17 protein-coding genes are annotated in these 20,216 nt (G+C 71.4%); 7 read left to right on the top strand and 10 right to left on the bottom strand.

Annotated features, from left to right (window positions below; all coding sequences use genetic code 11):
• Positions 1 to 382 precede the first annotated feature (382 nt).
• The 5 genes from QN157_05095 to QN157_05075 all read left to right on the top strand — a co-directional run bounded on the left by QN157_05095 (position 383) and on the right by QN157_05075 (position 7,234).
• Positions 383 to 2,035, top strand: a complete 1,653-nt coding sequence (locus tag QN157_05095; protein ID MDR7554965.1) for an ABC transporter substrate-binding protein — start codon at positions 383 to 385, stop codon at positions 2,033 to 2,035.
• A gap of 324 nt (positions 2,036 to 2,359) precedes the next feature.
• On the top strand, positions 2,360 to 4,015 hold the full coding sequence (locus tag QN157_05090; GenBank protein ID MDR7554964.1) for an ABC transporter substrate-binding protein: 1,656 nt from the start codon (positions 2,360 to 2,362) through the stop codon (positions 4,013 to 4,015).
• A 134-nt stretch (positions 4,016 to 4,149) separates the two neighbouring features.
• Complete coding sequence (locus QN157_05085; GenBank protein ID MDR7554963.1) at positions 4,150 to 5,076, top strand: ABC transporter permease; 927 nt, start codon at positions 4,150 to 4,152, stop codon at positions 5,074 to 5,076.
• A gap of 4 nt (positions 5,077 to 5,080) precedes the next feature.
• Positions 5,081 to 5,992: an ABC transporter permease gene (locus QN157_05080; protein MDR7554962.1), complete on the top strand. Its 912-nt coding sequence runs from the start codon at positions 5,081 to 5,083 to the stop codon at positions 5,990 to 5,992.
• A 180-nt stretch (positions 5,993 to 6,172) separates the two neighbouring features.
• Entirely contained in the window at positions 6,173 to 7,234 is a 1,062-nt protein-coding gene (locus QN157_05075) for a beta-ketoacyl-ACP synthase III (protein MDR7554961.1), read from the top strand.
• An 88-nt stretch (positions 7,235 to 7,322) separates the two neighbouring features.
• Here QN157_05075 and QN157_05070 read toward each other — a convergent pair whose 3' ends face one another.
• From QN157_05070 to QN157_05025, 10 genes are all read right to left on the bottom strand, one after another.
• Entirely contained in the window at positions 7,323 to 8,882 is a 1,560-nt protein-coding gene (locus QN157_05070) for an ABC transporter substrate-binding protein (GenBank protein MDR7554960.1), read from the bottom strand.
• Positions 8,883 to 8,919: 37 nt separating this feature from the next.
• The gene (locus tag QN157_05065; protein MDR7554959.1) at positions 8,920 to 9,837 is read right to left on the bottom strand and encodes a carbohydrate ABC transporter permease; all 918 of its coding nucleotides are present in this window, start codon (positions 9,835 to 9,837) and stop codon (positions 8,920 to 8,922) included.
• Positions 9,837 to 10,778, bottom strand: coding sequence for a sugar ABC transporter permease (locus QN157_05060; protein ID MDR7554958.1), 942 nt, complete (start codon positions 10,776 to 10,778; stop codon positions 9,837 to 9,839). Before QN157_05060 ends, QN157_05065 begins: the two co-directional genes overlap by 1 nt.
• A 117-nt stretch (positions 10,779 to 10,895) precedes the next feature.
• A complete protein-coding gene (locus QN157_05055) occupies positions 10,896 to 11,684 on the bottom strand; it encodes an SDR family oxidoreductase (protein MDR7554957.1) in 789 nt (262 codons plus the stop codon).
• Positions 11,685 to 11,772: 88 nt separating this feature from the next.
• On the bottom strand, positions 11,773 to 12,825 hold the full coding sequence (locus QN157_05050; GenBank protein ID MDR7554956.1) for a zinc-binding dehydrogenase: 1,053 nt from the start codon (positions 12,823 to 12,825) through the stop codon (positions 11,773 to 11,775).
• 4 nt (positions 12,826 to 12,829) lie between these two features.
• The gene (locus tag QN157_05045) at positions 12,830 to 13,975 is read right to left on the bottom strand and encodes an acyl-CoA dehydrogenase family protein (GenBank protein MDR7554955.1); all 1,146 of its coding nucleotides are present in this window, start codon (positions 13,973 to 13,975) and stop codon (positions 12,830 to 12,832) included.
• Positions 13,976 to 14,180: 205 nt separating this feature from the next.
• A complete protein-coding gene (locus QN157_05040; protein ID MDR7554954.1) occupies positions 14,181 to 15,224 on the bottom strand; it encodes an ATP-binding cassette domain-containing protein in 1,044 nt (347 codons plus the stop codon).
• Positions 15,221 to 15,424: a hypothetical protein gene (locus QN157_05035; GenBank protein ID MDR7554953.1), complete on the bottom strand. Its 204-nt coding sequence runs from the start codon at positions 15,422 to 15,424 to the stop codon at positions 15,221 to 15,223. Before QN157_05035 ends, QN157_05040 begins: the two co-directional genes overlap by 4 nt.
• 18 nt (positions 15,425 to 15,442) lie before the next feature.
• Positions 15,443 to 16,336, bottom strand: a complete 894-nt coding sequence (locus QN157_05030) for a glycine betaine ABC transporter substrate-binding protein (protein ID MDR7554952.1) — start codon at positions 16,334 to 16,336, stop codon at positions 15,443 to 15,445.
• Positions 16,337 to 16,413: 77 nt separating this feature from the next.
• Positions 16,414 to 17,604: a Xaa-Pro peptidase family protein gene (locus tag QN157_05025; protein MDR7554951.1), complete on the bottom strand. Its 1,191-nt coding sequence runs from the start codon at positions 17,602 to 17,604 to the stop codon at positions 16,414 to 16,416.
• Between the two features lie 277 nt (positions 17,605 to 17,881).
• Between QN157_05025 and QN157_05020 the strand changes: the two genes are divergently transcribed.
• Together QN157_05020 and QN157_05015 are read left to right on the top strand one after the other, a co-directional pair.
• Complete coding sequence (locus QN157_05020; GenBank protein MDR7554950.1) at positions 17,882 to 19,180, top strand: ABC transporter substrate-binding protein; 1,299 nt, start codon at positions 17,882 to 17,884, stop codon at positions 19,178 to 19,180.
• A 138-nt stretch (positions 19,181 to 19,318) separates the two neighbouring features.
• Complete coding sequence (locus QN157_05015; GenBank protein ID MDR7554949.1) at positions 19,319 to 20,185, top strand: branched-chain amino acid ABC transporter permease; 867 nt, start codon at positions 19,319 to 19,321, stop codon at positions 20,183 to 20,185.
• Positions 20,186 to 20,216: the final 31 nt, after the last annotated feature.

The raw sequence follows: 20,216 nt of genomic DNA, 5'->3' as shown, positions 1-20,216 counted from the left end.
CTCTCTCCCACCCCGAGCGCCCTGGCGGCGCCCGGAGTACCCCTGCGGGGAACCACGCCGGACGGGTACTCTTCCCGATCCTCGGCCTGTGCGGTTGGTGCCAGGGACTATAGCACAGCCTCGCGCACCGGCGCAAGGACCCGGGGCGCGGTGACCCACTCCAGTCTGCCTCGCGGCACAGCGGAGGCACGCCTTCCAATCCCCAGCGGTGGCGAGGTAGAGGTCAGCACCCGTGTCGCTTGCGCCGCCGATCACCTTCCAATCCCCAGCCGCAGAGAGGTGGGCCCCGCGGCGTGGCTCCCGAGGGTGCACGCGCCGTCGCAGGAAGCCGGCCCCGGGCGCGCCGAAGCTTCGGGCAGGTCACACCCGGGAGGCGCCAGCCATGGGCCGACAGCCCGACGACGTCCCGCTCGAGAAGATCCTCCGCGACCTGCCGTCCACGACACGCCGCGCGTTCCTCAAGCAGGCGGCGGCGTTGGGCGCAGGGGCAGCGGCAGTGCCGGTGTTCGTGCGCTCTCCCCTCATCGTGGAGGCGGCGCCGAGTCCCCGGCGGGGCGGCACCGTCCGCGTCATGGGCCACCAGGAAGTCGCCAGCCTGAGCCCGCAGGACGACGCCCCGTCGGTCCACTGGGTCATGGTCACCCAGATCCACAACGCCCTGATCGAGGCCAACCCCTACCTGGTGCTGGAGAAGGTGCTGTGCGAGCACTACGAGGTGGCCAGGGACGGCCTGCAGTACCGCTTCCGGCTGCGCCGCGGGGTGAAGTTCCACGACGGCAGCGAGTTCACCGGCGAGGACGTCAAGTACACCTTCGAGTACCACATGAACCCGGCCAACGCGTCCAACGACGCCATCTACTTCCGCGCCGTCGACCGCGTCGAGCTCCCCGACCGCTACACGGTCGTGGTGAAGATGAAGGAACCGTTCGCGCCGTTCCTGGTCCAGACGGCCACCACCTTCATCCTGCCCGCGAAGTACCACAGCCGCATCGGCGAGCGTGCCTACAAGAGCCAGCCGATGGGTACCGGCCCGTTCAAGCTGCGCGAGTGGCGCCCCGCCGAGTACACCATCGTCGAGGCGTTCGACCAGCACTTCCGCGGCCGCCCCCACATCGACTTCTTCCGCCAGGACGTGGTGCCCGAGGCGTCGGTGCGGGCCATCGCCCTGCGCACCGGCACGGCTGACTCGGCCACCTGGCCGCTGCTGGCCGAGGACAACCTGCGCTTCGAGGCCGACCCTTCCTACACGGTCTTCCGCACCTCCAGCACCGGCCTGAACCACTTCCCCCTGAACAACAAGCTCCCGCAGCTGGCCGACCGGCGCGTGCGCCAGGCGATGATGCACGCCATCGACCGGCAGCGCCTGATCGACGACGTCTTCCGGGGCACGGCCATCATCGCCGACTCCATCTACCCGCCGTCGATGCGCACCTGGTACGACCGCACCCTCAAGAAGTACCCGTACGACCCCGCCCGTGCCCGCGCGCTGCTGGAAGAAGCCGGCTGGCGCCTCGGGCCCGGGGGCGTGCGCGTCAAGGACGGCCAGCGCCTGTCCTTCACCTGCGCCGTGATCACCGGGGACCGCGCCCGGCGGCCCGAAGCCGAGATCGTGCAGCAGGACCTGGCGGCGGTGGGGATCGAGATGCGCATCATCGAGCGCCCGGTGGCCACCATCCTGGCGCAGCTGCCCCGGGGCGAGCTGGACGCGTCGCTGTTCAACTGGACGTACAACAGCGGCGCGCTGGAACCCGACCCGTCCAACACGCTGCGCACCGGCGCGGTGCGCAACTTCGCCCAGTACAGCAACCCGCGCATGGACGAGCTGCTGGCCCAGGGCTTGCGCGAGGTCGACGTGCGCGCGCGCCAGAAGATCTACCAGGAGGTGCAGCGCATCTTCGTGGAGGACGTGCCCGTCCTGTACATGATGTACTGGGACTGGTTCAACGTCTTCACCAAGCGCATCAAGGGCCTGCCCACCAAGCCCGAGGACGGGTTCGCCATCTACGCCACCGCCTACCGATGGTGGATCGAGTAGGGCGGCCAGGGGGGCGCCCGGCGGCCCGACGGACCGCCTGGGATACAGGGAACTGCGGAGGGGACCCGTCCGACGGAGACGCCGGGCGAGCCTCCCCTGCGACGTCGCCGTGGAGCGCCCGCCGGCCATGGTGCAGCCCGGCTGACAGGCGAGCGGTGCCGAGGTGCCGCTGCACACGGACGACCGGCAGCACGAGGACGTGCGTACGTGGCGCCAGCGGGCGCTGCTCGGCGCACGGAGCGGGATGCGCCGTCCGGCGGAGGAGGGCCGCCGGAGGGCGCGGAATCACCAGGCACATACCGTACCAGCTCGGGAGGGAGAACCATGGGTCGCGACGACGCTGACGCCCTGGTGATCGAGAAGGCGCTGCGCGATCTGCCTGCGACCACCCGACGCGCGTTCCTCCGGCAGGCCGCGCTCCTGGGGGTCGCCACCGCCGCCCCGGTCCTGATCCGCCGTCCGGTGCTGGTCACCGCCGCCCCCGGCCCGCGGCGCGGCGGCACCGTTCGGGTGACCGGCCACCACGAGATCTCCAGCCTCAGCCCCGACGACGACGGCCCCAGTGTGCACCGGACGATCATCACCCAGATCCACAACGCGCTGCTGGAGGTCAACGAGCACTTCGTGCTCGAGAAAGTCCTGGCCGAGAACTACGTGGTCTCCCGCGACGGCCTCACGTACACCTTCACGCTGCGCCGGGGTGTGCGGTTCCACGACGGACGGGAGTTCACTGCCGAGGACGTCAAGTACACGTACGAGTTCTACGGGAACCCCGCCAACGGGACGGTCAAGGCGCCGCTGTACACGGGGATCGACCGGATCACCATCCCCGACAAGTACACGGTGGTGGTGCGGTTGAAGGAGCCCAATGCGGCCTTCCTGCGCCGGGTGGCGACGCAGTTCATCGTGCCCGCCCACTACCACAGCCGCGTCGGCGAGCGCGCCTACAAGGGCGCCCCCATCGGCACCGGGGCCTTCCGGCTCAAGGAGTGGCGGCCTGCCGAGTACACCGTCGTGGAGGCGTTCGACCAGCACTTCCGCGGCCGCCCGCACATCGACCAGTTCCGGGAGGACATCGTGCCCGAGGCCTCGGTGCGGGCCATCGCGCTGCGCACCGGCCAGGCCGATTCGGCGGTGTGGCCCCTGCTGGCAGAGGACAACCTGCGCTTCGCCGCCGATCCCAACTACACCGTCTTCAAGACCGCCAGCCTTGCGGTGAACCACTTCCCGCTGAACAACGACCACCCCGTGCTCTCCGACAAACGGGTGCGGCAGGCGATGATGTACGCCGTCGACCGCCAGCGGCTGATCGACGACGTCTTCAAGGGCACCGCGGTGCTGGCCACCTCGAACCTGGCCCCAAGCCTCCAGCCCTGGTACAACCCCAACGTCAAGCAGTACCCCTACGACCCCGCCCGTGCCCGGGCGTTGCTGGAAGAGGCGGGCTGGCGGCTGGGCCCCGGCGGCGTGCGCACCAAGGACGGGCGGCGCGCCTCGTTCACCTGCGTCACGATCACCGGCGACCGCGCGCGCCGGCCCGAGGCCGAGGTCGTGCAGCAGGACCTGGCGGCGGTGGGCATCGAGATGCGGCTGGTCGAGCGGCCGGTGGCGACGATCCTGGCCCAGCTGCCCAAGGGCGAGATGGACGCCTCGCTGTTCAACTGGACCTACGGCGGCACCGGCGGCGAGCCCGACGCCTCGGACACGCTGCGGTCGGATGCCGCGCGCAACTTCTCCCGCTTCAAGAACCCGCGGGTCGACGAGCTGCTGGCGGCCGGGCTCCGGGCCACCACCACGAGCCAGCGCCGCAGGATCTACCACGAGATCCAGGCCATCGTGGCCGAGGAAGTGCCGTTCCTGTTCATCATGTACTGGGACTGGTACAACATCTTCAGCAAGCGCATCAAGGGCCTTCCGACCACGGCCCTGCAGGGCGACACCGCCCTCTACCGCCTGGCCTACCGGTGGTGGATCGAGTAGACGCCGATGCGGGGGCGCGGGGCCGTTGGCCCCGCGCCCCCGCCGTCTCCGGCTCGCCGGTGCCCACTGCGTCACGCCACCGCCCGATGCACCGCCCGCCCCTCGCCCCTCGCGCGCCACGCGCAACCTCCTAGATGCAGCGCTACCTCGTCAGCCGCGTGCTCCAGGGCCTGCTGGTGATCTTCCTGGTCAGCGTGGGCACCTTCGCCATGATGCACCTCATCCCCGGCGACCCCATCTCGTTGATGATCGGCGAAGCCCACATCACCCAGGAGCAGATCGATCTGATCCGGGCCCGATGGGGCCTGGACCGCCCGCTGCACGAGCAGTACCTGCGCTGGATCGGCAACATGGCCCGCGGCGACTTCGGCGAATCGGTGGTCCGCAGCGGCGTGCCCGTGCGCACCATGATCGCCGAGGCCGCCTCGGTCACCGTCACCCTCAACCTGGTGGCGTTCGCGCTGTCCGTGGCGCTGGCGCTGCCGGCCGGTATCGTGGCGGCGGTCCGGCGCTACTCGCTGTTCGACTACGCCATCATGGTGAGCACCACCGTTGGCGTGGCCCTGCCCAACTTCTGGGTCGGCCTGATGCTCATCGTGGTCTTCTCGCTGGTGCTGCGCTGGCTGCCCCCCTTCGGGCTGCCCGGATGGCAGGGGTACGTCCTCCCGGTGGCGGTGATCGTCTCCAGCCAGCTGGCGCTGCTGGCACGGCTGATGCGGTCGTCGGTCCTGGACGCCCTTGGCGAGGACTTCGTGCGCACCGCCCGGGCCAAGGGCCTGCCCGAACGCCGGGTGGTCCTCAAGCACGCCGTGCGCAACGCCCTGTTGCCCATCGTCACCGTGATCGGCTACCGTCTGGCGTTCATCCTGAGCGGCACCATCGTGGTCGAGACGGTGTTCGCGCTGCCGGGACTGGGTCAGCTGTTCATCGAGTCGGTCAACCGGGTCGACTACCAGGTCGTGCAGGCCATCGTGCTGCTGCTGAGCGTGCTGGTCGTCCTGGGCAACCTGGCGACCGACCTCGTCTACGGGGTCATCGACCCGCGGATCCGCATCCGGTGAGCCCATGCGCGAGGACCTGACCGTCGCCCCCCTCGCCCCCGTCCGGCTGGAGGCCGCGCGCCGTTCGGAGTGGAGCCGCGGCTGGCGGCGGTTCGTGCGCTACCGGCCGGGCGTGGCCGGCCTGGTGTTCATCCTGCTCCTGCTGGTCCTGGCCGCGGCCCCGGACGTGTTCGCGCCCTACCCCTACCAGGAGGTCTTCCGGGGGATGCGGGGCGCACCGCCCTCGTGGAGCCACCCCCTGGGCTTCGACCACATCGGCCGGGACGTGCTGAGCCGGATCATCCACGGCACGCGGGTGGCGCTGGTCGTGGGCCTGCTGGCCACCGGCATCGCCGTCGTGATCGGCGTGGCCGTCGGCGCCACGGCGGGCTACCTGGGCGGGGCCGTGGATGCCGTGCTCTCGCGCCTGGTGGACACCCTCATGGCCTACCCGCTGCTGGTGCTGCTGATCACCCTGGCCGCGGTGCTGGGCCCGAGTTTGGTGACGGTGGTGGTCATCATCGGCCTGACCACCTGGGCCCAGTACGCCCGGGTGGTGCGCGCCGAGGTGCTCAGCCTGCGCGAGCGCGAGTTCGTGCTGGCGGCGCAGGCCGCCGGCGCCGGCGCGGGCCGGATCATCCTCCGGCACATCGTGCCCAACGTCCTGAGCCCGGTGATCGTGATCGCCAGCCTCGGCATCGGCGGCATCATCCTGCTGGAGTCGGCGCTGTCGTTCCTCGGCCTGGGGGCGCAGCCGCCCACGCCGTCGTGGGGCGGCATGCTGGCCGACGGCCGCGCGTTCATCCTCACCTACCCGCAGATCGCCATCGCGCCGGGCGTGATGATCTCGCTGACCGTGCTGGCGTTCAACCTGGTGGGCGACGGGCTGCGAGACGCGCTGGACCCGCGGCAGAAGGACATCCACCTGTCGCGCTAGCCTGCGGGGCGGCCGCGTGTCGCGCGGACGTGCCGGCACGCCACGGGCGCGCGTGGAGCTACCGCCTGCAGGCACGTGGGCAGCACCCCGATCTTTGACACGCGCATCGCACGTGGAGCTGCCCCCGCGTCCCGGCAGGCAAGCCATCGGTCTGGCCCAACGCGCCGGAAGAGGACCTCTGTGGTAGTCGTCGAACTTTTTGTAATTATGCAGCAGACGTATACGGCGCCCGCAAAGGTCGCGCCCCAGCTGGCGACCACCCGTGCGGCGGTGCTCGGGCTGGGCATCTACGTCCCGCCGCGCCTCCTGGACAACCACGAGCTGGCCACGCGGGTCGACACCTCGGACGAGTGGATCGTGGAGCGCACCGGCATCCGGACGCGGCACATCGCCGCGCCCGACCAGGCGGCCTCCGACCTGGCGGTGCCCGCCTGCCTGGACGCGCTGCGCGACGCCAACCTGTCCCCGGCCGACCTCGACCTCATCCTCTGCGCGACCACGACGCCGGACATGCTGTTTCCGGCCACGGCGTGCCTGATCCAGGAGCGGCTCGGGGCCAGGCGCGCCGGCGCCTGCGACGTGCTGGCGGCCTGTTCGAGCTTCCTGTGCGCCATGATCACGGCCGCGCAGATGATCGAAGCGGGCCTGATCCGGTACGCGCTGGTGGTGGGGGCCGAGGTGCTCTCCAAGCTGGTGGACTGGACGGACCGGACGCTGTGCGTCCTGGTCGGGGACGGCGCCGGGGCCGTGGTGATGGGACCGTCCACCAGCGGCGCGGGGGTGCTGGCGTCGGTGGCCCACGCCGACGGGGGCGCCGGCGACATGCTGAAACTGCCCGCCGGGGGCAGCCGGATGCCGATCACCCAGGAGGTGCTCGCGCAGCGGCTGCACTATCCCCGGATGGACGGCCGGACGCTGTTCAAGCTCGCCGTCCGCGTGGTGCCCGAGGTCATCGAGGAGGTCACCCGCAGGGGCGGGCTGACGCTGGACGAGATCACGTGGATCGTGCCCCACCAGGCCAACCAGCGGATCCTGGAGGCCGTGGCCCGGGCGATGCACCTGCCCATCGAGCGGTTCATCTGCACCATCGACCGCTACGGCAACACGTCGGCGGCGTCGGTGCCGATCTCGCTGTGGGAAGCGCGCCAGGACGGTCGCCTGCGCGACGGCGACCGCCTGGTCGCGGTGGCCTTCGGCGGCGGGTTCACCTGGGCGGCCTGCGCGCTGACCTGGGGGCGCTGACCAGGGATCGCACGGAGCCCGCTGACGGGGCGGCCGGCCCGTGTGGCCGGCCGCCCCGTCGTATCGTCACAGCGGCCGACAGCCCTCCTCAGAGCTTCCCGCCCACCAACCCCTGCGTGCGCCACTTGGCGAACACCCGGCGGATCTGCGCTGCGGCCGCCGTCAGTGCCTGCTCGGGCGTGTCCAGCCCCTGGGCCACCCGGGCGAACATCGTGTTGATGATCCAGGTGTTGAACACCTCGTCGATCGCGGCACTGGACGGCCCGGGCCACCCCACGTTGTACGCCCACTCGTAGGCGGTCTCGATGGTGACCAGTTTGTCCCTGCGGTCGCCGGCAGCCTTGCTCACCGGGTCGTCGCGCAGGTAGGCCAGCCGCTTCTGCTTGGAGATGGCATTGACGAACGTCGGGTAGTCGTAGGCCTGGCTCGCGTGGAACTTCCCGGGCGGCCACCCTTCCCGTGCCGCCACGTCCGGGTCGTAGCTCAGCACCAGGTCGATGAGGAACTTCCGGGCCGCATCGCGCACCGGCCGCGGGCGGTTGCGCCACAGGGTGTAGACGCCCATGACGTGTTCCAGGCCGCGGGCCCCGGCCGGCCCCTGGGGTGCCCGCTCCGTGATCCAGGTGTTGCGGGCGAACTGCACGGCCGGCGACTGGTTGGGGTGCTCGCCGCGGGCAATGGCGGCTGCGGCCAGGCTCTGCGCCGTGCGCGTGATGGAGATGGCGTTGGCCGCGACGGAGATGCGTCCGGCCAGGAACTCCTCGTTGTTGGAGGCCGCGGTCCAGGCAAAGACCCCGGGGAACATCGTCTCGTCGTACAGCGCCTTCACGAAGCGCAGGGCGTCCAGCGTCCGCTGGCGGTAGGGCGGCGTGTCCAGCACCACGTTGCCCTCTTCGTCCTGCTCCGAGGTCCCCCAGGAGTACATGAGCGCCCGCAGCCACATGCCGGTGTCGATCTCCTGCGACAGCCCCAGCCCCACCGGGTTGCCCATCCGCTTCAGCTCCCGGCCGGCCTTGCGGATATCCTCCCAGGTGATGGGACCGCGCAGGGGCACCCGCTGGTCGCCCGTCAGGCGCGCGGCCACCTGGCGCCACAGGTCCCCGCGGTAGTGAATCGGATCGGGTACGAAGTTGTCGGACACCCCAAAGTACCTGCGGGTCACGGGGTTGAAGGTGCTCTTCTCGGCGAGCTCGATGTAGGTGCCCGCGCGCCGCTTGAGCTCCTCGATGACCTCCTGGTGGACCGCCGTATCGACCTGGTTCTCCAGGGCCGCCGGCGGGGTGAGGTGCTGGATGAGGTCGTGGCCCGGGTCGGTGCCGGCGGCGACCCGCGACGCCTCGCCCGCGGCCACCGCAGGGATCTCCGCCAGCCCGATGTGCTCCACGACCACCCGCACGTTGTTCTTCTCGCCCCAGCGGGGCGCGAAAACGCGGTCGAACCACTCGTCGTAGGGCGGCACGAAGTGGCGCCACTGCAGGATGCGCAGCGTCACCGGCTGCGCCGCCGCCCGCTCCGTGAGCACGAACGGCCCGAGGCTGGCCACCGCCGCCCCGGCGGCGGCCCGCTTCAGCACCTCCCGGCGGGTGAGCAGCCGCCACCGCCCGTCGGTACCCTGCACCCAAAGACGGTCCTCGCGTTCGTCTCCCATCGTCCTCTCCTCCCCCTGCGCGCTGATCGTGCCCGTCTTACCGAATCGCGCCCGCCGTGGTGAACCCCGACACGAACTTGTCGAGGACGAAGTAGTAGAGGACGGCCACCGGGACGCTCGCCAGGAACGCGGACGCCATCAGTGGCCCCCAGTCGAAGATGTCGCCCCGCACCATGTCCGCCGGCACGCCCACGCTGACGGTCTTGCGGGCCGTGCTGGTGACGAAGGTCAGGGCGTAGACGAACTCCTGGGCCGAGATCGTGAAGCTGAAGATCATCACCGCCACGATCCCGGGGACGGCCAGCGGCAGGGTCACCCGCAGGAAGGCCCCCAGCCGGCTGTACCCGTCCACCAGGGCCTGCTCTTCCAGCTCCCGCGGGATGGACTTGAAGAACCCCATGAGGAGCCAGGTGGCGAAGGGCACGGTGATCGTCGGGTAGACCACGATCAGGGCCCACACCGTGTTCTGGAGCCCCAGCTCGCTGACGACGCGAGCCAGCGGGATGAAGAGCAGGGTCGGCGGCACCAGGTAGACGAGGAAGATGCTGATGCCCAGCCGCCCCCCCCACGCTCCCAGGAACCGGGAGAGGCTGTACCCCGCCGGCAGGGCCAGCAGGAGCGTGAGGATGACGACAGCGACGCCCACCATGGCCGTGTTGGCGATCCAGTGGGCGTACATGGTGTTGTGGAAGACGTACCGGAGGTGCTCGAGGGTCGGCGGCTCGTTGAACCAGAAGGGGTTGTGCGCGGGGTTGTAGAGGTCCGAGTTGCGCTTGAACGCCGTGATGAGCATCCAGGCGAACGGCAGCGCCGTGAAGACGGCGAAGGCGCCGAGCACGCTCCACCGCCCCGCCGCCCGCACGAGGGGACGCCACCGCCGCCCGGTGTGCACCGGGCGCCCATGCCCGTCGCCCCACCGTGCGCGCACGTCCGGCGCGGCGGTCTGCGTCCGCATCACGCCACTTCCGCCCGGCGGGCCAGGCGCAGCATCAGCACCGCCGTGACGAAGAGCACCGGGAAGAGAAACAGGGAGATGCTGGCGCCCACGCTGAGGTTGCCGCCAACGATCCCCTTGAAGAAGGCCAGGCTGGAGAGCACCTGCGTGCTCTCAAAGGGCCCGCCCCGGGTGAGGACGTACACCACGGCCATGTCGGTGAAGGTGAAGATCGTGCCGAACAGCACCGCCACCACCAGGATGGGCAACAGCAGCGGCAGCTGCACGTGGGCCAGGCGCCGCCAGAACCCCGCGCCGTCCACCAGGGCCTGGTCCAGCAGGTCACGGGGCAACGAGCTCAGCCCGGCCAGCAACACCACCGTGGCGAAGGGCAGCATCCGCCAGACGTGCACCACGATCACCGACGCCATGGCCAGGTCGGGCCGGCCGAGCCAGAACATGTTGGCGTGGGGCGGCAGCAGCCCTACCTGCCGCAACATCCAGTCGACGATGCTGAACCGGGCATGCAGGATCCACAACCAGCCGATCGTCGCCAGGGACACCGGCGCCACCCAGGGCAGGAGGACGAGGAAGAGGACGACGCCGCGGCCCCGCTGCGTCGCGTGGAGGGCCCGGGCCAGGACGTTGGCCAGCACGATGACCGCCACCTGCGCGGTGATCGTGAAGACGAAGGTGTTCCGCAGCGCCTGCCGGAAGACGCGGTCCTGCACGATCTCGACGTAGTTCTGCAGGCCGACGAACGCGCCGTAGGGGTTGCCCGTGGTGGCGTCGGTCAGGCTGAGGTAGATGGCGTAGAGGAAGGGGAAGCCCACGAGCAGTCCCACGTAGAGGAACGCCGGTAGGACGAGCGCCGGACCCACGACCGCCTCCCGCCCCACCCACCGCCGGCCGTGGGCCACCACCCTCGCGAGCGGCCGCGTGGCCGCCACCGTGGACTTCACCGGGATGCCCCCTGCCCGGGACTCTACGCGGGCCCGGGGCCGCGCTCCTCCAACACCACGTCGGCCCAGCGGCCGCCCGAAGGGATCAACGGCCCCGGACCGCCGCCCGCCGGCCCGTCAGCGCGCGCCCGGCGACCGATACCCGGGGGTCGGGAGCGTCAGCCCGCCGTCGACCGTGATCGTCTGCCCTACGATCCACTCGGCGTCGTCCGAGCAGAGGAACGCGATCACCCGGGCGATGTCCTCCGGCGTCCCCAGACGCCCTTTGGGGGTCGCGGCCACCATGGCTGCCACCAGGCCCTGCGGGTCGGCCCTGGCGTAGGCCTGGAAGGAGTCGGTGTCCACCGCGCCCGGGCTCACGCCGTTCACGGTGATCCCCAGGGGAGCGGCTTCCACGGCCAGGTAGCGGGTGAGGGCCTCCAGCGCGGCCTTGGCGGACGCCAGCAGCCCGTAGTCGGGGAGGTAGCGCCAGGTGGGGAAGCTCGAGACCGTCACGATCTTGCCGCGGCGCCCCGCCATCAGGCGGATCGCTTCCTGCGCCGCCTGCACGAACGCGAACACGTTGAGCTGGTACGTGCGCGCCAGGTGATGGGGTTTGAGGGCGACAACGGGCCGAAACGCCGTGGCGGCGGCGTTGGCGACGAAGATGTCCAGGCCGCCCATCTGCCGGTGCAGGTCGGCGAACAGCTGCCGGATCTCGTCCGGCCGCTCCAGGTCGGCGCGCAGCGCGATGGCCCGCCGGCCCCGCGCGGTGATGGTCTGCACGAGCTCGGCCGCCACCGCATCGGAAGCGTGGTAGTGGACGACCACATCGGCCCCCCGCTCGGCGAGGAGCAGGGCCGTTGCCCGGCCGATGCCCCTGGTCGCGCCGGTCACGAGGGCCACCTTGCCCGTCAACTGTCCCATCTCGTCCCTCACCGTGCATGCTACGCGGCATCCTGCACGTGGCCGCCGCGCCCGGCAGCCCGCCGCGCCCGTGTCCTCCCTGCCGCCGTCAGGATGGCTCGTCCGTGACGACGATCCGGACTACGTCCGGGGGCCGGTGGCGCAGGGTGCGAAACGCTTCCTCGATCTGCGCCAGCGGCCACCGTCGGGACACGCTGCGCGTCAGGTCCAGCCGCCCCGACGCGGCCAGCCCGATGACGATCGCCATCTCGTGGGGCGTGGCGCCGAACGCGGACCGGATCTCCACCTCGCGGCGCACCAGGTACGACGACCCCGGCAACACCAGCGGGTCGTCGGAGACGCCGACCAGCACGATCCGCCCGCCGATGCGCGTGGCGCCGATGCAGATCCGGACGGACTCGGGCCGGGCGACGAAGTCCACGCTCAGGTCCACGCCGCGGCCGTCGGTCATGCGGCGGATCTCCCGCACGGGGTTGGTCTCGCCCCCCACGACCACGACCTGGGCGCCCAGGCGCGTCAACCGCTCGGCCACCGCCGCGCGCCGCACCACGGCGATCACGGGGTCGGCGCCGAAGAGCTTGGCCAGCATCACCCCGTGGGTCCCCACGCCGCCTGCCCCGTAGATCATCACACGCTGTCCGGGCTGGAGCGCGCCCCGCGTCATCACCGCGTGGTAGGCCGTGCCCACCGCATCGGGCAGGATCGCCCCCACGGCGAACGGCAGGTGCGTCGGCAGGTGGAACAGGCTGCTGGCGGGGACCGCGATGAGCTCGGCGAAGCCGCCCTGGCGGGTGAGGCCCACCAGCTGCGGGGCTTGGCAGGCCGACTGTCGCCCGTCCAGACACGACCAGCAGCGTCCGCACCCCACGTAGGGGTTGACGACGACCCGGTGTCCCGGGCGCCAGGGCTCGGCGTTGGCACCGACCTCGACGACCTCGCCCGCCACCTCGTGCCCGGGGACCACCGGCCAGACGACGTCGGGGGGCAGTCGCAGCCCGTCGAGGATCTCCAGGTCGGTGCCGCAGAGCCCAGCGGCGCGCACGCGCACCAGAACCTCGCCGTCGCGCGGCTGCGGGTCGGGGATCGTCTCGACCACCAGCCGGCGGCCGTTGGTGTCCTCGTAGATCCGCGCGGCCAGCATGCCTTCAGGCCCCGTGCGGATCGAGGAGCGCCCGGGCGATGACGAGCTTCTGGATCTCCGCGGTCCCCTCTTCGAACCACAGCGCCCGCGCGTCCCGGTAGATGCGCTCCACGGGATGCCCCCGCAGGTACCCGATGCCCCCACAGACCCGCAACGCCACATCCGTCACCCGGCCCACCATCTCGAGCCCGAACAGCTTGGCCATGGCGGCCTCGGTCGTGCAGGGCGCGCCGGCGTCGACGCGCCGCGCCGCGTCGTAGACCAGCAGCCGGGCCGCCTGCACGTCGACGGCCGCCTCGGCCAGGGCGAACTGGATCGCCTGACGGCTGGCCAGAGGCTTCCCGAACGTCACCCGGCGCCGCGCGTGCGCCACGGCCAGGTCCAGCGCCCGTTGCGCCAGCCCCACGCAGCTCGTGGCGATAGAGATTCGGCTGATGTCCAGAAAATCCCGCAGCACCATGCGCAGGCCGTCGCCCTCGTCGCCCAGCAGCGCGTCGGGAGAAAGCCGGCACTGCTCGAACTCCAGCAGGCCGTGCCCGGTGCCCGCCAGGCCCATGCCATCAGGCTGCAGCGTGATGCGCAGCCCCGGCGCCTCGCGCGGGACGATGAACGCCGAGATACCATCGGCCCCGCGGCTGCGGTCGGTGTAGGCCACCACGATGAAGGCGTCGGCGACGTCGGCAAAGGTGATGAGCCACTTGCGCCCCTGCAGCACCCAGCCCTCGGCGGTTCGGCGCGCCTCGGTCTTGATGTCCGGGCCGGTGCCGGCGTCGGGCTCCGTGAGGGCAAAGGCGAGCTTCCGTCCGGCCGTGGCCCAGTCGTGCAGGTAGCGCGCCTTCTGGTCGGCGGTGCCGTAGCGGTCCAGCAGGCGCCACAGGCCGTTGTGCACGTGCACGATCATCCGCACGGACCCGTGCGACTGCGCGACCGTCTCCAGGATCGGGACGTACTCGCACAGCGCGAGGCCCCACCCACCGTAGGCCGGCGGCAGGGTCAGCCGGAGCAGCGAGCGCTCGGCCAGCAGCGCCCACAGGGCGGCCGGCGACGTGCGGCCGTGCTCGAGCTCCCCGGCGATGGCCTCCAGCGGCCCGTGCACGAAGGCCCGGATCTCGTCCAGGTAGGTCTTCAGACGCTCCGGCGTGGGACGCATGGATGGGACCGTTCGCCACACTGCCGCGACATTCCCGGGGAACGTTCGCGGTACCGGCGGCGTCTTCCTGGAGGCGCACCGCGGTCAGGAAGCCGCTCAGCCCTCATCGTGCGCCGCGAGGGACGGGAGACGCGGGTTTTCGCTGCGGCGTGGCGTGGCCCGGAGGACGTGCGTTCAGCGGGGGAATGCGCGGCACCTCCGGTACTCATCCGGTGCGCATGACGCGCCGAATGTCCTCCAGGGTCACGGTGCCCACCGGTGCACCACCGTCGTCGGTCACCACCAGCGCCGCCACGTCCTGCGCCAGCATGAGCGACAGCGCCTCGGACAGCGGCGCGGCGCGCGCGACGGTGGCGCGGGGCGAGGGCTCCTGGGCGACCGGCGCTCCCGACGGCGGGGTGCGCCCCCCCGGCTCCCGGGCCGGCGGCGCGGGCACAGCCTGAGGCCCCGGCGCGCCTGCGGGTACGGCTTCCGCCGGCTGCATGACGGCGTCCACCCGCAGCAGGTCCAGCCGCCGCAGGCCCCGCGTCGTGCCCAGAAACGCCGCCACGAACGCCCCCGCGGGTCGGGCCAGCACCTCGTCGGGCGTCCCGACCTGGAGCACCTGACCCTCGTTCAGAATGCAGATCTGGTCGCCCATGCGGAACGCTTCGGCCAGGTCGTGCGTGACGAACAGGACCGTCTTGCGCAGCCGCTGCTGGATCTTCAGGAACTCGGCCTGCAGGTGCTCGCGCGTGATCGGGTCCAGGGCCCCGAACGGTTCGTCCAGGAGCATGATGGGCGGGTCGGCCGCCAGCGCCCGCGCCACGCCCACCCGCTGGGCCTGCCCGCCCGAGAGCTGGCGCGGGTAGCGGTCGCGGTAGACCGCCGGATCCAGCCCCACCAGGGCCAGCAGTTCGTCCACCCGCCGGGCGATGCGCGCGGGCGGCCAGCCGAGCAGGCGGGGGACCGTGGCGACGTTCTCCGCGATGGTCATGTGGGGAAACAGACCGACCTGCTGGATCACGTACCCGACCTGCCGGCGCAACCGCACCGGGTCGACCTCGGCCACGTTGCGCCCCGCCACGCGCACGACTCCTGCCGTCGGCTCGATCAGGCGATTCACCATCTTGAGCAGCGTGGTCTTGCCGCACCCCGAGGGCCCGACCAGCACGCACGTGCGGCCTTCCGGGACGGTGAAGCTCACGTCCCGCACCGCGGGCTGCGCCTGCCCGGGGTAGCGCTTCTCGACGTGCTCGAAGGCGATCATGGCCCGTCCGCGCCGCGGAGCCCGGGCGAGGTCAGCCATCGCTCGAGCCCACCGAACCAGGCATCGACCAGCACCGCCCCGACCGCCACGGGCACGGCACCTGTCAGGATCTGCGGCACGTCGTTCATCGCCAGCCCGGCCTGGATGAAGTCGCCCAGCCCACCGCCCCCGACGAAGGTCGCCAGCGTGGCGCTGGCCACGACGTTGACGGCCGCGGCCTACCGGACGAGGCCGTGCTGTCGCAGGAAGTCGCGGGCCACGTCCCGCGGTTCCTCCCTCCGACCGTCCACGCGCCAGTTCAGCGCGGCCTGGCGCTCGTCGGTCAGCAGCACCGTCACGGCATTGAGGACGGCGACCACGCCCGGATAGCGGACGGCGATCTCCTTGCGGATCACCGGCGCGACACGATACGGCGGCCAGAACCGGCGGTCGTCGACCAGGCGCACCAGCCCCAGCGCGGCGATCTGCCCGTCGGTGGTGAACCCGTTGATCACGTCCACCTGGCGCTCCTGCAGCGCCCGGTACGTGAGCACCGTCAGCATGGGCCGGAACTCCTTGAACTCCATGCCGTAGTGCCGCCGCAGCCCCGGCACGCCGTCCTCGCGGTCCGCCCACTCCGGCCCGGCCCCGAGCACCAGCTGGCGCGCGACCCGGGCCAGGTCCGACATGGTCTTCAACCGGTAGCGCCGGGCCGTCTCGGGCAACACCACGAGCACGTAGCCGTTGTTCATCTGCGAGTAGCGCAGCAGCGTCAACCCCAGCTCGCGCTCGTAGTACTCCTTGACCTGACGATAGACCACCTCGGGGTCGTTGAGGATCGGGCCCTTGACGATGGCCGCCAGGGCGGTGCCGGTGTACTCCGGGTACATGTCGATCCTGCCGCTGGCGACCGCCTGGTGGGCGATGAGCGTGCCGCCCAGGTTGAGGAACCGCTCGACCCGATAGCCGCGCGCCTCGAGGGCCTGCGCGTACATCTCGGCGAGGATGAACTGCTCGGTGAAGTTCTTCGACCCGATCCGCAGGGTGAGCGTGGTCCCCTCCGCCCCTGCGGCAGCCGCCAGCCCTGCGGCCAGCACGACGGCGACGACACCTGACCACCAGCGCGTGCGCATCGTCCCCCTTCAGCCGACTACATCCGCAATCCGTGCCGCTCCGCACCGGCGGCGCCCCGGCGATCGCCCCCGCGCCGCTAGACGGGCACCACCAGCGACGCGAGGTCCCGCGGGTAGTACGTGAGCAGCTCGATCCCGTCGTCGGTCACCACCACGGTGTCCGAGTGGCGGAAGCCGGCGACCCCGGGCACGTACAGCCCCGGCTCGACGCTGAACACCATGCCCGGTCGCACGACGGTCTCGTCGCCGATGTCCAGGAACGGCGCCTCGTGGATCCCAATCCCCAGGGCGTGTCCCACGTGGTGCCGCCAGTACGGCGCCAGGTGGTGTCGGTCGAAGAACGCACGCACGGCGCGGTCGACCGCCGCGCATGGCTGGCCCGGCCGCAGCGCCTCGAACGCCACCTCCTGCGCCGCCAGCATGAGCCGGAAGAACCGCGTCTGCTCCGGGGTGGGCTCCCCCACGATCATCGTGCGTTCGAGCTCGCTGGTGTAGCCGCCGACCACGGCGGCCGCCCCGGTGACGACCACGTCGCCGGCGCGGATCGGCGCGTGCGTGGTCATGGCGTGGGGGATGGCGGACTGCGCGCCCACCTGGCCCCGGAACCCCGCGTGGGCACCGGGGACGATCCAGGACAGCGGCCGGTACCCGGGCCCCAGCGCCCGCACCATGGCCGCGGTGGCTTCAGCGGATGCCCGCAGTCCGACCTCGCTCTCCAGCGCACCCGGGCGCGTGTAGTCCTGCAACAGGCGGTGGGCCAGGTGGCCCCACCGGACGCTCTCTCGGATCAGAGCGAGCTCTTCGGCCGACTTGACCATCATCAGGTCTTCGACCAGGTCGCGGGCCGGCGTCACCGTCGCCTGCGGCAGCATCTCCGACAGCCGCGGGCCACGGTAGCCCATCACCCCCGGATACCCGTCGCCGTCCGCACCCAACCGCGCACGCCCCAGGCCCAGCTCGTCGAGGAGCGCACCCAACCGCACCAGCGGGTGGCGGTCACCCGGGTACTCGGGGTAGGCCGCCACGCGATCGACGACGGCATGACCGGCAGCGTGCTCCTCCTCGAGCCGCGGTACGAACAGCGCCGCGACGTCCGGCGCGATCACCAGGGCGATCGGGCGCTCCGTGGCGATGAAGGCGAACCCGGTCAGGTAGAAGATCTGGGCGGGGCCGAACAGGACCAGGGCCTCGAGCTGACGGCGGCGCAACTCGTGGCGCACCGCCGCCTGGCGGCGCAGGTGTTCCTCGCGGCTGATGAACAGGCGCATGGGTTCCCTCCGAACGACCACGGCAATCGCCCAACGCGCCCGCTGGCCCGCGAGTCGACGGATACCGGGTCAGCGGGCGTGTCCGCAGACGCCAGGTGGTGTTCGGGATGGCCTGCGCCGTTCCTCGTCGCAGGAAGACCATGGGCGCCCGTGGAAGCCCAAGGCACCGGTGCGCGGGCCAGGCACGGGCCCAAACGGGTCGTGGGGCGTGACCGCGCGAGCGTGTGCAGACCCGGAGCACCGGGGCAAGACCATCTCAGTGCAAGGGGGGACAGGCATGCCAGGCGGGAAGCTCACACGCCGACAGGCGTTGAAGGCCGCCGGGGCGCTGGCCGGCGCCGGCGTGGTCAGCCGGTGGGGACGCCTCGTCGACCTCCCCTACGTCTACGCGCAGGCCACCGGGGCGCCACCGCTGAAGATCGGCTTTCAGGTGCACCGCACGGGTATCGGCGCCGTCTACGGCAAGTGGTACGAGCGCACGGCCGCCGCAGCGGTGCGCACCATCAACGGCATGGGCGGCATCGGCGGCCGGCCCGTGGAGCTGATCGCCGAGGACGACGGCACCGACCCCAAGCGCGGCACCGAGGTGGTCGAGAAGCTGGCCCAGCAGCACAAGGTGGAGTTCATCTTCGGCACCCTCTTCTCCCATGTCGTGATCGCCGCAGCGCCGCGGGCCGGCGAGCTGAAGATCCCCTACCTGGTGGTGAGCGAAGGGTACCACGTGGCCTCGGGCACGCTGAACCGGTACACGTTCCAGCCGGGCATCACCGACGTGCGCGCGCAGGTCACCGCCCTGGCGCCGTGGATCGTCAAGAACCTGGGCAAGCGCATCGCCATGGTCTTCCCCGACTACGCGTTCGGGTACGACCACCGCGACTTCTTCGGGGCGGCCGCCCGCCGGCAGGGAGGCGAGATCGTCGCGCTGGTGCCCATTCCGCCCACCGAGACCTCGTTCACCAAGTACTTCCCCAAGATCCCGCGGACGGCCGACGTGGTCTACCACGTCATGGTCGGGCCGGGCGTGCTCACCTTCGTCAAGGAGATGGGCGAGCACTTCGGCCGGCGCAAGCCCAAGCTCTTCGGCTTCATCGACTCGCTGGAGGGCGTCGACATCGGCAGCCCCGGGCTGGAGTACCTGGACGGATCGTATCTCTGGGAGGCCTTCCCCCGCTACGCGGGCGAGTACAACACCCAGTGGGAGAAACGGTTCCGGGACGCGGTGGGTGTCGACGCCAACGGCGCCAGCAAGAGCGACCCGAAGGACGTCTCGACGTACTCGCACATGTTCGGGGTGTGGGAGACGCTGTTCGTCATCAAGGAGATCGTGGAGAAGAGCGGCTACAAGAGCCCCAAGGACTACCGCGCCTTCATCGAGACCCTTGAGAAGACCGAGAAGTTCGACGAGGGGTTGGGCCACCCGCAGGGGCCGAAACGGTTCGTCGGCCGCCTGCACCAGGTCTTCGGCCAGCAGTTCGTCTCGCAGGTGCGTGGGAAGAAACTCAAGGTGGTGCACCGGACGACGATCGACGACGGCATGTACCCGCCCGAGGCGGACTACACCAAGCAGCCGCTGTAGCCCGCCCCGACCGTTGTCCGGCGCGTTGCGGACGGCGGGGGCGCGAACCCGGCGGCCGGGGGGCCCGGGCCTCCGCCGGCCGGCGCGGGGTGGCCTGCCGGGGCGTGCCCGCAGGCGGGCCGCGTCGCGCGCGTATCCGTGACCCCCGTCGGGCAGATCGTCCTCGCCCTGCTGGAGGGCACCGTCTCGGGGTTGCTGCTGGCCCTGACCGCGGTGGGGCTGTCGCTGGTCTTTGGCGTCATGCGCATCGTGAACGTCGCGCATGGCGAGTTCTTCATGCTGGGCGCGGTGCTGGCCTGGGTCGTCACCTCCGCCACGGGCAGCTTCCTGGCCGCGGTCGCCGTGGCCCCCGTGCTCGTCGCCGGTATCGCCGCGGCGGCGGATCGCCTGGTCCTGCGGCCCGTTCGGTATGCGCCCGAGGCCACCATCGTGGCCACCATCGGGCTGCTCTACATCCTCCAGCAGCTGATCCTGGGTCTCTACGGCCCGGAAGCGCGGGCGGTGGCCCCGCCGCTGGCGGGGGTCGTCGAGTTCCCCTGGTTTGGCTACTCGCGCTACAAGCTGGTGGCGGCCGCGCTGGCCGGGCTGGTCCTGCTTGGCACCTGGCGGCTGGTCAGTGCCACGACACTGGGGCTGTACATGCGCGCAACGCAGCAGGACCCGGAGGTGGCCCAGGCGTTCGGCGTGCCCGTGCATCGGGTCTACAGCGCCGCCTTCGCCCTGGGCGCGGCGCTGGCCGCTGTGGCGGGCGTGCTGGTCGTCCCCGTGCAGCAAGCCCACTACCTCATGGGTCTGGATGCGCTACTCCTCTCGTTCATGGTGGTGACCATCGGCGGCCTGGGACGCCTTGGCGGGACGCTGGTCGCGGCGTTCCTGGTCGGGCTGGTGGACGGGGTGGTCTCGATCTTCTTCACGCCGACGCTGGCGCGTATCGTCGCCTCGCTGCTGGTCGCGGGGGTACTGGTAGCACGCGCTGGCGGGCTCTTCGACGGGCGCGGGGGCTAGGATGTACTGTCGCCCTGGCCTCGCAGCCTAC

The organism is Armatimonadota bacterium (assembly GCA_031459855.1).
Taxonomy (GTDB): domain Bacteria; phylum Sysuimicrobiota; class Sysuimicrobiia; order Sysuimicrobiales; family Humicultoraceae; genus Fervidifonticultor; species Fervidifonticultor primus.
The sequence above is the reverse complement of the archived record's forward strand: the minus strand, read 5'-3'. Positions and strand labels throughout refer to the sequence as shown.